At 71.7% G+C, this 13349-nt stretch carries 11 protein-coding genes and 1 riboswitch; of the genes, 5 read left to right on the forward strand and 6 right to left on the reverse strand.

Annotation, left to right across the window (positions count from 1 at the left end):
- Positions 1-1341 carry a phosphotransferase gene (locus ACIBF7_RS32210; RefSeq protein ID WP_397198825.1) on the forward strand — a complete coding sequence of 447 codons (1341 nt, stop codon included), beginning with the start codon at positions 1-3 and terminating at the stop codon, positions 1339-1341.
- On the opposite strand, the gene ACIBF7_RS32215 is transcribed toward ACIBF7_RS32210, so the two are convergent.
- The 4 genes from ACIBF7_RS32215 to ACIBF7_RS32230 form a co-directional block, all read right to left on the reverse strand.
- Entirely contained in the window at positions 1338-1583 is a 246-nt protein-coding gene (locus ACIBF7_RS32215; protein WP_148029428.1) for a DUF4328 domain-containing protein, read from the reverse strand. The genes ACIBF7_RS32210 and ACIBF7_RS32215 overlap by 4 nt on opposite strands.
- Complete coding sequence (locus ACIBF7_RS32220) at positions 1553-1747, reverse strand: hypothetical protein (RefSeq protein ID WP_364230963.1); 195 nt, start codon at positions 1745-1747, stop codon at positions 1553-1555. The genes ACIBF7_RS32215 and ACIBF7_RS32220 overlap by 31 nt, the downstream gene beginning before the upstream one ends.
- 70 nt (positions 1748-1817) lie before the next feature.
- On the reverse strand, positions 1818-2492 hold the full coding sequence (locus tag ACIBF7_RS32225) for a CHAP domain-containing protein (protein WP_397198826.1): 675 nt from the start codon (positions 2490-2492) through the stop codon (positions 1818-1820).
- Positions 2493-2505: 13 nt separating this feature from the next.
- A riboswitch (cyclic di-AMP (ydaO/yuaA leader) is annotated at positions 2506-2654 on the reverse strand.
- A gap of 207 nt (positions 2655-2861) precedes the next feature.
- A complete protein-coding gene (locus ACIBF7_RS32230) occupies positions 2862-4385 on the reverse strand; it encodes an MFS transporter (RefSeq protein ID WP_271277193.1) in 1524 nt (507 codons plus the stop codon).
- Positions 4386-4526: 141 nt separating this feature from the next.
- On the opposite strand from ACIBF7_RS32230, the gene glgB reads away from it, so the two are divergent.
- The 4 genes from glgB to sppA all read left to right on the forward strand — a co-directional run bounded on the left by glgB (position 4527) and on the right by sppA (position 11912).
- On the forward strand, positions 4527-6677 hold the full coding sequence (gene glgB / locus ACIBF7_RS32235) for a 1,4-alpha-glucan branching protein GlgB (RefSeq protein ID WP_364237484.1): 2151 nt from the start codon (positions 4527-4529) through the stop codon (positions 6675-6677).
- A 98-nt stretch (positions 6678-6775) separates the two neighbouring features.
- Entirely contained in the window at positions 6776-8701 is a 1926-nt protein-coding gene (locus tag ACIBF7_RS32240) for a S8 family serine peptidase (RefSeq protein WP_271277195.1), read from the forward strand.
- Positions 8702-8785: 84 nt separating this feature from the next.
- On the forward strand, positions 8786-10153 hold the full coding sequence (locus ACIBF7_RS32245; protein WP_364237487.1) for a S8 family serine peptidase: 1368 nt from the start codon (positions 8786-8788) through the stop codon (positions 10151-10153).
- A gap of 61 nt (positions 10154-10214) precedes the next feature.
- Entirely contained in the window at positions 10215-11912 is a 1698-nt protein-coding gene (gene sppA / locus ACIBF7_RS32250; protein ID WP_364237489.1) for a signal peptide peptidase SppA, read from the forward strand.
- Here sppA and ACIBF7_RS32255 read toward each other — a convergent pair.
- Together ACIBF7_RS32255 and ACIBF7_RS32260 are read right to left on the reverse strand one after the other, a co-directional pair.
- Positions 11909-12391, reverse strand: a complete 483-nt coding sequence (locus ACIBF7_RS32255; RefSeq protein ID WP_261808325.1) for a flavin reductase family protein — start codon at positions 12389-12391, stop codon at positions 11909-11911. The genes sppA and ACIBF7_RS32255 overlap by 4 nt on opposite strands.
- A 31-nt stretch (positions 12392-12422) precedes the next feature.
- Positions 12423-13334: an ABC transporter substrate-binding protein gene (locus tag ACIBF7_RS32260; protein ID WP_148029421.1), complete on the reverse strand. Its 912-nt coding sequence runs from the start codon at positions 13332-13334 to the stop codon at positions 12423-12425.
- Positions 13335-13349 lie beyond the last annotated feature (15 nt).

Genomic DNA, 13349 nt, shown 5'->3' on the forward strand with positions numbered 1-13349 from the left:
GTGCTGGAGGAGCTCCTTGCCGCATGGATCGCACGCCAACGCTGGTTCGGCGGCAAGGGGCGCCCGATCGACTCGCTGTCGATCGACTCCGACGTCGTCATCGAGGCGGGCGACCCGAGCCTGCGCCACCTGATCGTGTCGGTGTGGCAGGAGGGGTCCCGCGAGCGCTACCAGCTCCTGCTCGGCCTGCGCAGGGAGCTCCCCGACACCCTCACCCACGCCTTCATCGGGCCGTACGCGGCGGACGACGGGGAATGCGTGGTGTACGACGCCGTCCACGACCACGAGCTGACCCGCTGGATCCTGGAGTCGATGGCGGCCGGCTCGGGCCGGGCGGGCGTGCGGTTCCACCACCTGCCCGGCGTCGAGATCGACACCAACCAGCGCAGCCTGGTGCTGGGGGCCGAGCAGTCCAACACCTCGCTGGTGTTCGGCGAGAAGTACATCTGCAAGCTCTTCCGCCGGCTCGTCCCCGGCGTCAACCCGGAGCTGGAGATCGTCACCGCGCTCGCGATCAGGCAGGCGCCGCACATCGCGCAGCCGTACGGGTGGATCGAGACCGACCTCGACGAGACCCCGACCACGCTGGCGATCATGCAGGAGTTCCTGTCGAACTCCACCGACGGCTGGGACCTGGCGCTCACCAGCGTGCGCGACCTCTACAACTCGCTGCCCGGCCTCCCCGCCGCTGAGGCGGGCGGCGACTTCGCCGCAGAGGCGGGCCGGCTCGGCGCGGCCACCGCCCGCGTCCACCACGAGCTGCGCGAGGCGTTCGGCACGGAGGTGATGGAGCCGCACGAGATCAAGCGGATGGCCGAGGACTTCAGGCGCCAGCTCGGCCGCGCCGTGGGCGAGGTCCCCGAACTGCGCGAGCACGTGCCCGCCCTGGAGCTCGCCTACCACCGGGCCGAGGAGCTGACCACCGAGGTACGCGTCCAGCGGGTGCACGGCGACTACCACCTGGGCCAGGTCATGCGCACCACCACCGACTGGGTGGTGCTCGACTTCGAGGGCGAGCCCGGCCAGCCGCTGGCCGAGCGCCGCGCGCTCTCCTCGCCGCTGCGCGACGTGGCCGGCATGCTGCGCTCGTTCGACTACGCGGCCAGGCACCTGCTGGCGGACCACTCCGAGGCGGCCCGCCTGGAGCCGATGGCCGAGGAGTGGGCCAAGCGCAACAGGGCCGCGTTCCTTGAGGGCTACGCCGAGGGCGGAGGCGTCATCACCCCCGCCGACACGGCGCTGCTGCGCGCGTTCGAACTGTCGAAGGCGGTCTACGAGGTCGTGTACGAGGCCCGCAACCGCCCCACCTGGGTGTCGATCCCCTTGGCCGCCTTCCGCTAGACGGCCGGGCTCTCGAAGGGCGACACCGGAGCGGCGGGGCGCCGCGCCTCCTGCGCGTTGCTGATCCGCAGGACCACCAGGGCCGCCGGCACCGCCGCCACCAGCATCAGCGCGCAGCTCAGCACGTCGAACCTGGCCGCCGACGCCATGGACTCCAGCTCTTCGGCGTTGAAGAACAGCCGCCCGGCCACGAGCGCCACCCAGTTGCCGATCAGCCAGAGCGCCCACCAGAGCGTGACCAGCCCCGAGCGCGGCCGAGCTCCGCCATGCCGGTGAGGGCGTAGAGGGCGTCACTGGCCTCGACCTCCTCCATCGTGATGGCGGCCGGGTCGGCGATCACGCGGTCGATGAACGCGGCCCGCTGCAGGTCGACCACGATGACGCCGACGGCGAGGGAGTGGAGCACCGAGCCGGAAGCACCCGGGTGTCCGACCCGGCACCCATCCGTGATCAACCCGAGACGGTTGTCAGGCCGTTCAGGCGGCCTTGTACTCGGGGTAGCCGTAGCCGGTCACCTGGGACACGGGCCGGATGCGCTCCTCGACCTTGCCGTTGCCGGTGTTGCCCTCGATCGTGGTGATCGTGCCGTCGCCGTTGTCCTTCTTCACCAGGCCGACGTGGTCGACGGCGCTGATGTTCTTGCTGCCGTCCCAGTCGAAGAAGACCACGCTGCCGGGCTTGGCCTCGCTGCCCCAGCGGTTGTTGTCCTTGAACCACTGGGCGTGGGTGACGGTGTAGGCGTCCCAGCCGATGGTGGAGCGGGCGCCGGCCTGCTCGCCGACCCAGGACACGAACATCGCGCACCAGGGGGCGTTGGCGTACAGCGCGGGCGTGCCGCCGCCGTCACGGGCCAGGGTCTCGGCCGCGCGCGGGGAGGACATGTACCACTGGTGGAACTTGGTGCCGCCGCCGGCGGCGTCCTCGGTGACGCCGATCTGCGACTCGGCGACCTGCAGGACGGTGCTCGCGCTGACGGCGGTGGCCTGGCCGGCGCTGCTGTGCTGCTGGGCGACCGGGTACGGCTGGGAGGGGGAGGCGGCGGCCGCGGTGGCGGCGGCGGAGGTGCCGGCGAAGGCGGCGCCGAGTGCCAGGGTGGCGCCCAGGGCCAGGCGGGAGGTGGACGGGATGCGATCGAAGATGTGCTTGACCATGCTCGGGGATTGCTCCTTGCTTCCATGCCGCCTACCGGGTTAGCTGTCGGGTTCGGGCGTGGAAGTGCCCTACGGCGCGCTCTTGGTGAAGAGCGACCGATTCACCCCAGAGAAAGGTGGGTCCCCGGTTCCGCCAGAGGGCGGATTCGGCGGCCGCGCCGTGTTCCCGCATGTGCGCGGGTGGGCGCGGTCTCGGCAATTCATCGGCAACGCGCGGGGGCTTACCTAAAAGCGCTGCTCAAGCGCGTGCCATCGATGGGTCCGAAGGTAATCGTCGCGCAAGGGAAAGGGCAAGCGCGGGACGGACCCCGGCGACGGGATCCCCTATGACATGGGGGATCCCGCACGAATTCTTTACCTTCGATCCGGTTACGAACCGTCGGGCGAGGAGCCGAGCCGGGGGACGTGGCGCAGGGCGGTGGCCGCCAGGATCGCCGCGGCGAGCAGGACGACCGAGGCGGCCGCCGCCGTGACCGTGAGGCTCGTGGTGAAGGCGGCCCTGGCCGCCTCCGCGAGCGTGGCGGCGACAGAGGCGGGCTGAGCGGACGCGACGGCCATGGCGCCGCCCAGGGTGTCGCGGGCCGCTGCCGCCGCCTCCGCGGGGACTTCCTCCGGTACGCGCAGGCGGGCCTGGTAGACGGCGGCGGCGATGCTCCCGAAGACGGCCAGCCCGGCCGCGCCGCCGAACTCCTGGGCGGTCTCCGACAGCGCCGCCGCCGAGCCGGAGCGCTCCGGCGGCGCCGCGCCGACCACGATGTCGATGCCCAGCACGAGCAGCGGCGAGCCGCCCAGGAAGAACAGCGTCTGCCCGGTCACCAGCGCGGCGAGCCCCGACGTGCCCGCCATGGTGAGGAGCAGGACCCCTGCCGCGCCGAGCACCAGTCCCCCGGCCGCGAGGACCGCGGGCCGGACCCGCCGCGCCAGCGCCGGGGTCGCCACGAACCCGAAGATGATCGCCACCGCGTTGGGCAGCGTCCACAGCCCGGCCTCCAGCGGCGACAGGCCGAGCACGAGTTGCAGGTACTGCGCCGTCAGCAGGCCGATTCCCGGCCCCACCAGGATGACCAGCATCAGCGTGCCCAGCGCACCGGAGAAGCGCCGCTCGGCGAACAGCCGCAGGTCGAGCAGGGGTTCGGCCAGCCCGCGCTGCCTTCGTACGAAGACCACCGCCAGCGCCGTCCCCGCCACCAGGGAGAGCGGCGCGACGGCGCCCGCCCCGCCGGCGGCCAGCTCCTTCACCCCGTAGGTGACCGCGAGCGCGGCCGCCACCGACAGCACCACACTGGGGGCGTCGATCCGGCCCACGGCGGGCGAGCGGTACTCGGGCAGCAGCAGCGGCCCCGCCACCAGCAGCACGGCCATCACCGGCACCCCGAGCAGGAACGCCGCCCCCCACCAGAAGGTCTCCAGCAGTGATCCGCCGAGCAGCGGCCCGATCACCATGCCGCCGGTGAAGCCGACCATCCACAGGCTGATCGCGGTCGTCCGCTGGGCGGGGTCGTGGAACATGGTGCGGATCAGCGACAGTGTCGAGGGCATCAGCGTCGCGCCCGCCACGCCCAGCGCGGCGCGGGCGGCGATGAGCACTTCGGCGCTCGGCGCGTACGCGGCCGCGGCGGAGGCGAGCGCGAAGGCCGCGGCCCCGATCAGCAGCAGCCGCCTGCGCCCGATCCGGTCGCCCAGCGTGCCCATGGGGATGAGGAAGCCGGCGATCAGGAACCCGTAGATGTCGTTGATCCACAGCAGCTGCGCCCCGGTGGGCCGGAGGTCCTCACTCAGCGCGGGCACGGCCAGGTGCAGCACGGTCACGTCTATCGAGAGCAGCAGGGTCGGCAGGATGAGGACGGCCAGGCCGATCCACTCCCGCTTTCCCGCACGCTGTTGTATGTCCATGCATGGAACGCTAAAAACCCAACCACGCTTGAGGTCAATCCCCGATAAACCCAAGATTCCGCACTTTCGGTGATTGTCGGGGTGAATGCGGGCAGTGCCACAGATGGACGGTCGCCATAGGGCAGTGTTGGGAGCATGCCGATGAGGACAGAGCTCGACCGCCTCGCGGGCGGGGCGCACCACGATCCGCATTCCGTGCTGGGCGCCCACCCAGGCGCGGGTGGGGTGACCTTCCGAGCGCTGCGCCCGCTCGCCGAACGGGTCCGCGTGGTGCTGGACGACGGCACCGCGCACGACATGAAGCACGTGGCCCACGGCGTGTTCGAGACCACGGTCCCCGGTCTGGACAAGGTTCCCTCGTACACCTTGAGCGTGCGCTATCCCGGCGGTGAGGCGCACGAGACGCGCGACCCGTACCGGCACTGGCCCACGCTGGGCGAGGTCGACCTGCACCTGATCGGCGAGGGGCGGCACGAGCGGCTGTGGGAGGTGCTCGGCGCCCGCGTGATGGAACACCAGGACACGCCGGGCACGGCGTTCGCCGTCTGGGCGCCCAACGCCCGCGGCATCCGGGTGATCGGCGACTTCAACCACTGGGACGGCACCGCCTACCCCATGCGCTCGCTGGGCCGCTCGGGGGTGTGGGAGCTGTTCGTCCCCGGTCTCGGCGCGGGCGAACGTTACAAGTACCAGGTGCTGGGCGCCGACGGCGTATGGCGCGACAAGGCCGACCCGATGGCGCGCAGGACCGAGCTGCCCCCGCAGACCGCCTCGGTCGTCGAGCAGTCCGACTACGTCTGGGCCGACGAGGAGTGGATGGCGGGGCGGCGCGACGAGCAGCCGCGCAACGGGCCGATGAGCATCTACGAGGTCCACCTGGGCTCGTGGCGGCCCGGCCTGTCCTATCTGGAGCTGGCCGACCAGCTCTCGGAGTACGTGGCCGACCTGGGCTTCACGCACGTGGAGCTGCTGCCGGTGGCCGAGCACCCGTTCGGCGGGTCGTGGGGCTACCAGGTGACCTCCTACTACGCGCCGACGGCCCGCTTCGGCACCCCCGACGAGTTCCGCGCGTTCGTCGACCGGATGCACGCCAAGGGCATCGGGGTGGTGCTCGACTGGGTGCCGGCGCACTTCCCGATGGACGACTGGGCGCTGGCCCGCTTCGACGGCACCCCGCTCTACGAGCACGCCGACCCGGCCAGGGGCGAGCACCCCGACTGGGGCACGTACGTGTTCGACTTCGGGCGCCGCGAGGTGCGCAACTTCCTGGTCGCCAACGCGCTCTACTGGCTCAAGGAGTTCCACATCGACGGCCTGCGGGTGGACGCGGTGGCCTCGATGCTCTATCTCGACTACTCCCGCCGGGAGGGCGAGTGGACCCCCAACGTCTACGGCGGCCGGGAGAACCTCGACGCGGTCGAGTTCCTCAAGGAGATGAACTCGGTCTGCTACCGGGAGGCGCCCGGCATCGCGACCGTGGCCGAGGAGTCGACCGCCTGGCCGGGAGTGTCACGGCCGGTGCACCTGGGCGGGCTCGGCTTCGGGTTCAAGTGGAACATGGGGTGGATGCACGACACGCTGGAGTATCTCCGGCACGAGCCGATCTTCCGGCAGTACCACCACCATCAGATGACGTTCTCCCTCATCTACGCCTACTCGGAGAACTACGTCCTGCCGCTCTCCCATGACGAGGTGGTGCACGGCAAGGGCTCGCTGATGGGCAAGATGCCCGGCGACGAGTGGCAGCGCTTCGCCCAGCTGCGCGCGCTGCTGGCGTTCATGTGGGCGCATCCGGGCAAGCAGCTGCTGTTCATGGGCGGCGAGTTCGGTCAGGGCTCGGAGTGGTCGGAGGAGCGCGGGCTCGACTGGTGGGTGCTGGAGTTCGACGGTCACCAGGGCGTGCAGAGGCTGGTACGCGACCTCAACCGGTTCTACAAGGACACCCCGGCGCTGTGGGAGCAGGACACCAGGCCCGAGGGTTTCCGGTGGATCGACGCCGACGACGCGCCGGGCAACACGTTCTCGTTCCTGCGGTACGCGAAGGACGGGTCCGCGGTGGCGTGCGTGGTCAACTTCAGCGGCGGGGCGCACGAGAACTACCGGCTCGGGCTCCCGTACGGGGGGCGGTGGGAGGAGGCGGTCAACACCGACGCCTACGAGTACTGGGGCAGCGGCGTGGGCAACATGGGCGAGGTGGAGGCGGTCGACGAGCCGTGGCACGGCCTGCGCTACTCGACGACGTTGCGGGTGCCGCCGATGGGCGCGGTCTGGCTGACCTCTCCGCCTTCCTGACTGGTGCCTGAAAGTCTGGTGAGAAAGGAGCGGCAGGGCCTGTCCGGTCCTGACAAATCACCTTAAACTCCGAGATCATGTCTCCTCGGAGGAAGCCGGTGCGACTTCGCCCCCTGATCGCCACCGCGATCATGCTGGCGCTGCTCCCCGCGGCGCCGGCGTTCGCCGACGATTTAACGCCGACGCTGCCCACACCGACCCCCACCCCCGCCGCCACGAGCGCCGAAGAGAAGGTCGAGGAGGGCTTAGCCGTCGACGGCGGCAGCGTGCGCGCCATCGTCGAGCTGACCGACCCCGCCCAGCACGCCCCGATGGCGGCCAGGGCCGCCGAAGGCAGCGTCGAGGTGCTGCTGCAGCCTCAGGCCCAGCCGTTCATGGTGGTCGAGGGCACGGCCGAGGAGCTGGCCGCGCTCGCCGAGGACCCCCGGGTGACGTCCATCCACCGCGACCGCGCCTACCCGCCCGCGCTGGCCTCCAGCATCGCGCAGATCGGGGCCGACCAGGCGCACGCCGCCGGTCACACCGGGGCCGGACAGAACATCGCGATCCTGGACACCGGCGTCGACCTCGACCACCCGTTCCTGAGCGGCCGGGTGGTGGCCGAGGCCTGCTTCTCCGCCGTGGACGCGGGCGTCGAGTCGCTCTGCCCCAACGGCCAGACCAGCCAGGTCGGCGCCGGCTCGGCCGACGCCACCACGGCCAAGTGCCTGCTGGACGGGACGAACCTGTGCGACCACGGCACCCACGTGGCCGGCATCGCCGCGGGCACCGGCGGCGTCGCGCCCGGCGCGGGGATCGTCGCGGTGCAGGTGTTCAGCCGGGTCAACGACGAGGACCTGTGCGGCGCGGCCGCCTGCCTGCTGGCGTACGAGTCGTCGCTGCGGCTGGCCCTGGACCACGTGGCCTCGCTCACCGAGCCCATCGCGGCGGTGAACCTGAGCCTGGGCGGCATGCCGTACGAGACGAGCTGCGACGACAGCGAGGAGGCGCAGGTCTTCAAGCCGAAGATCGACGCGCTGCTCGCCAAGGGCGTCGCGACCGTAGTCGCGGCCGGCAACGAGTACTTCGAGGGCGCCACGTTCCCCGCCTGCATCAGCTCCGCGGTGGCCGTCGGGGCGAACGACGACGGCGACGCCATCGCCGACTTCTCCAACCGGGGCGCGCTGCTCGACCTGTTCGCGCCCGGCGTGGACATCGAGTCGTCGGTGCCTGACGACCAGATGACCACCTACAGCGGCACCTCGATGGCCACCCCGCACGTGGCGGGCGCGCTGGCGCTGCTGAAGGCGCAGTCGCCGGACACGCCGATGCCAGACCTGATCGCCAAGCTCGTGTCGACCGGCAGGCCGTACGTCTACCAGGTCGACGGCGCCGAGGTGCGCACGCCGAGGCTGGACGTGGCGGCGGCGGTGACGGGCGGCACGCCGCAGCCGGAGATCAGCCAGAGCCCGCCGGCCGCCCCCGACCCGGCCGATCCTGGCCCGGGGGACCCGGACCCGGCCGACCCGGACCCGAGCCCTCAGCCCGACCCGACGGGCAGCGGCCCGACCCCCGAGCCGGAGCAGCCGTCCGACGACCCGACGCCGGTGCCGCTGCCGACGGTCACCGTCACAGTCACGATCACCGTCACGCCGACCCCGGCCGCCAAGGCCGCGCCGGTCTGCACCAGGGGCACCGCGGCCAAGCGGCTGACCGCCAAGCAGTGGGCCAAGGAGATCCACCGCGGCAGCGGCACGATGAGCGACGAGACCCTCACCTGCTACCTGAAGCTGGTGGGCAAGGCCAGCAAGGTCTTCCCCGAGCTGACCAAGGCCTCGTCGCTGGGCAAGGCGTACCGGGTGATCAAGAACACCAAGACCGCCAAGCGCAGGCTGGACAGCGCGCTGCTCACCGGCTGGCTCAACTGGGCGCACGGCGTGAACGGCACCAAGACCCTCAAATCATCAGAGAAGGTGCGGCTGGCCAAGAAGCCCACGAATGCCGCGCTCAAGAAAGCTGCCACCAAGGTGATCAAATCCCGGTAAAAGGCTAGAAAACCGAGGCGTCACGGACGACACGACCGGGGAGCTATCCGCCGTGTCGTCCGCTTGACGTCTCGGAGGAAACCCGTGGGATCTCGCTCTGTGCTCGCCTGCGCGGTCGCGCTGACGACGATCGTGGGCACGGCGCCCGCGGGGAACGCCGGCACTCCTGTCAGCGACGGTCCCACCGTCGGCAACGGCCTGGTCGAGCAGATCAGGTCCGAGAAGAAGGTCCGCTCCATCGTCGAACTGCGGCCAGGCCAGCCGGTGGGCAAGGTCGCCACGGACGTCGAGCGGGCCTCGGCCGGCGCCAAGGTGCTGGAGTCGTCCGCCTCGGCGGGCTTCCTGGTCGCCGAGGTCGACGCCGCCACCCTCGCCGAGCTGCGCAGGGACCCCCGGGTCCAGGCCGTGTACGCGGACCGGCCGAGCGTGCCCTTTCTGGCCGACAGCACCCGGGTGATCGGCTCGGACCGGGCCAACGCGGCGGGCTGGACGGGCCGCGGCGCCACCGTCGCCGTCCTGGACCTGGGCATCGACGGCGACCATCCGTTCCTGTCCGGCCGCATCGTGGACCAGGCCTGCTTCTCCACCACCGACGCGAGCACCGGGTCCGTGTCCCTGTGCCCGAGCGGCGAGGACACCCAGACCGGGCCGGGCGCGGCGGACACCACGATCCCGCGCTGCATGTCGCGCGGCGTCAACCAGTGCGGCCACGGGACCCACGTGGCCGGCATCGCCGCGGGCCGGAACGCGCCCGGCGCCCCCGGCAACGGGGTCGCCCCCGACGCGGCGGTCCTGCCCATCCAGGTCTTCAGCCGGGTCGACACCGCCACGGGCTGCGGCGGGGTCGGCGCCCAGGCCCCCTGCTTCGTCACCTACACCTCCGACCAGAAGCTGGCGCTGGACTACGTCACCCGCGTGGCCAGGACGTACAACGTGGCCTCGGTGAACATGAGCTTCGGCGGCAGCGGCCCCTTCCGGGCGCACTGCGACGCCGACCCGGAGGCGTCGGCGCTCAAGGGCCAGTTCGACACGCTGCTGAACCTGGGCGTCGCGCCCGTGGTGGCGGCCGGCAACGGGAGCGCGCGCGACGGCGTCGCCTCGCCCGCGTGCATCTCCAGCGCCGTCACGGTGGGCGCCACCGACGACGCCGACGCGGTCGCCGTCTTCTCCAACCGGGGCGCGCTGCTCGACCTGTTCGCGCCGGGCGTGACGATCGAGTCCTCGGTGCCGGACGACACGTACGCGTCGATGAGCGGCACGTCGATGTCCGCGCCGCACGTGGCTGGGGCGTTCGCGGTGATGAAGCAGGCGTTTCCGGCGCTCGACGCGGCGCAGATCCTGCGGCGGCTCCAGGAGACCGGCCGGTCCATCGTCTACAGCGCCTCCTCCCGGAGCGTCGGCACGCCGCGCATCGACCTGGGCCGCGCGACCTCGGCCGTCACGCAGGGCTGAGCCGCCCCACTTGGCAGGAGTTGGACACACGCGCCCGACTTCTGCCGCTTAGGGTGGCTCTATGGACCCAGGCAAGGCGATCTTCGAAACCGTCGAGAAGCTCCGGCAGCGGCGCACCGCTCCGCTCGTACTTGAACTCGACCTCACCGAGGGGCTCACCCAGGGGCCGCCCTCGGACCCGCTGGCCGCGCTGCTGTCCATGCGCAAGCCCCGCCTGTCCGACGTGCTGGCCGGGCTCAAGCGGGCCCGGCAGGACTCCCGGGTCAAGGCGCTGATCGTGAAGATCGGCGGCAATCCGATCGGGCTGGCGACCGTCCAGGAGCTGCGCCAGGCCGTCGTCGAGTTCCGCGCCTCCGGCAAGCGGACCGTGGCCTTCGCCGAGACGTTCGGCGAGTTCGGCGCCGGCACGATCCCGTACTTCCTGGCCAGCGCCTTCGACCGGGTCTACCTGCAGCCCAGCGGCGACGTGGGGCTCACCGGCGTGGTCCTGGAGCAGCGCTTCCTCAAGAACGCGCTGGGCAAGCTCGGCGTCGACTACGAGATCGGCCAGCGCCACGAGTACAAGACCGCGGCCAACACCTTCACCCAGGACCACATGACCGAGCCGCACCGCGAGTCGATGGCCCGGATCGTCGAGTCCATCACCGAGCAGATCGTGGCCGGCATCGCCGACGGCCGCCGGCTCGACCCCGGCAAGGTGCGCGAGCTGATCGACCGCGGCCCGTTCATCGGCGCCGAGGCGGTGGACGCCGGGCTGGTCGACGGCCTGGCCTACCGGGACGAGGTGTACGGCGAGGTCAAGCGCGCCGCCGGCGAGGACTCCCTGCTGCAGTACGTGTCCCGCTACCACCGGGCGTCGGCCGTCAAGAAGCTGCCGCATCCGACCGCCGACGGCATCGCGCTCGTCCACGGCGACGGCGCGATCCGCACCGGCCGCAGCGGCCGCAGCCCGCTCGGCGGGGGCGGCGCGATGGGCTCCGACACGATCAGCGCCGCGCTGCGCGCCGCCCGCCGCGACGAGCACGTCAAGGCCGTGGTGTTCCGCGTCGACAGCCCGGGCGGCTCGTACGTGGCCTCCGACACGGTGTGGCGTGAGGTGGTGCTGACGCGCAAGGTCAAGCCCGTGATCGTGTCGATGGGCGACGTGGCGGCCTCCGGCGGCTACTTCGTCTCGATGGCCGCCGACGTGATCGTGGCTCAGCCGGGCACGCTCACCGGCTCGATCGGCGTGCTCGGCGGCAAGCCGGTGCTGTCGGAGCTGCTGGAGAAGCTCGGCGTGGACACCGACCACGTCGCCCAGGGCGCGAACGCGGGCATGTTCTCCACCTCGCGCGGCTTCTCGCCGGAGCAGTGGGAGCGGGTCAACGCCTGGCTCGACAGGATCTACGACGACTTCGTGGGCAAGGTGGCCGAGGCCCGTGATCTGAGCCGTGAGCGCGCCCACGAGCTGGCCCGCGGCCGAGTCTGGACGGGCGCCGACGCACGGGCGGGCGGCCTGGTCGACGAGCTGGGCGGGCTGGAGGACGCGCTGCAGCTGGCCAGGAAGCGGGTCGGCCTCGCCGAGGACGCCCCGGTCCGGGTCTATCCCAGGCTCAACCCGCTGGAGCGCCTGCGCGGCCCCGAGTCCAGCGACGACAAGGCCGCGGCCCTGGCCAGGGTGCGCCTGGACTCCTGGGGCCCGCTGGCCAGGCTCTCCGCCGAGCTCGGCCTCCCGGCGACCGGTCCGCTCGCGCTCCCCGCCTGGTACACGATCCGCTAGGCGCCGACCGCGCGGTAGCGGCCCCGCAGGCGGATGAGAGGCCGCAGGCCCGGGGCCACGTAGTCGACGGCCAGGACCCGGGCCACGAACAGCGTGTGGTCGCCCGCCGGCACCACCCGCGTGGTCTCCGCCTCCAGCGCGGCGACGCCGCCGTCCAGGACGATCGCGTCCGAGTGCGGGCCGCGATGGTGCGGGACGCCCGCCACCAGGTGGCGGGCGCTCGGCCGGCCCGCCGCCGCGAACCGGCTGGCCATCGCCGCCTGGCCTGACGACAGCAGGGAGCACGCCCACCGGTCCTGGCGCAGCAGCACCTCGTTGACGTAGCCCCCGCTGCCCAGGCTGACGAGCATCAGCGGCGGGTCCAGCGACACCGACATCAGCGTGGAGACGGTGACGCCCACGTCGTCGCGCCCGTCGCGCACGGTGACGACCGACACGCCCGCCGCGAGCTGCGCCATGGCGTCGGTGAACTCGCTCACCGCCCGGCCCCCCGGATCCGGGCGGGGCGGGTCAGCCGAGGCCGTTCGAGGTCAGCCATTCCCCGGCCACCGTGGCGGGCTCGTCCTTGTTGACGGAGATCTTCTGCATCATGTCGAGCAGCGAGTCCGTCGTCAGCTTGGCGGAGACGCCGTTGAGCGTCGTCCTGACCGTGTCGTCCACCGTGGCCTTGTGGACCAGCGGGGTCACGTTCTGGGCCGGGAAGATGTTCTTGGTGTCCTCAAGGGGCGCCAGCTCGTTGATGGTCATCTTCGGGTCGGTGCTGAAGACGTTGCCCACCTGGATGGAGCCGTCCTTGATGGCGTCGGCCGTCGTGGGCCCCGTCGGCTTCCACTCCTTGAACTCGATCCCGTACACGTCCTTGAAACGCTGCTCCCAGCGGTCCTTGAACTCCGGCGGGCCGCCCACCACCATGTCCTTCGACACCTTGGCCAGGTCGTCCATGGTGGCGGTCTTCTGCGCCGTCTCCTTGGTGACCGAGAGGGTGTCCTTGTCCTCGGCCGGGGAGGAGTCGAGCACCTCCAGCTCGGGCGGCAGCTTCTCCTTCAGCGCGGCGTTGATCTCCTCGGCGGTCGCCGCGGTGTTCTCCTTGTCGACGTAGGCGAGCAGGTTGCCGTTGTACTCGGGCACGATCGTCAGCCCGCCGCCCTTCACCTGGTCGTAGACGACCTCGCGGCTGCCGATCCGCGGCTTCTCCTCCACCTGCACGCCCTTGGCCTCCAGCGCCTGGGCGTAGATCGACGCGAGCAGCACGCTCTCGTCGAAGTCGAACGACCCGATCACGACAGTCCCCCCGCCGGAAGCCGACCCGGTCGGCGTGGCGGCCGTGCTCTGCAGCGGGTTGTCACCGCCGCCGCCGCCACAGCCGGCCAGCGCGAGCGCCGCGGACAGGAGCACCGCCGCGGTGCCGAACATGCGTCTCATCAGTTGTTTCCCCTT

Origin of the sequence: Nonomuraea sp. NPDC050478 (genome assembly GCF_044458265.1) — a bacterium.
In the GTDB taxonomy this organism is placed as follows: domain Bacteria; phylum Actinomycetota; class Actinomycetes; order Streptosporangiales; family Streptosporangiaceae; genus Nonomuraea; species Nonomuraea ferruginea.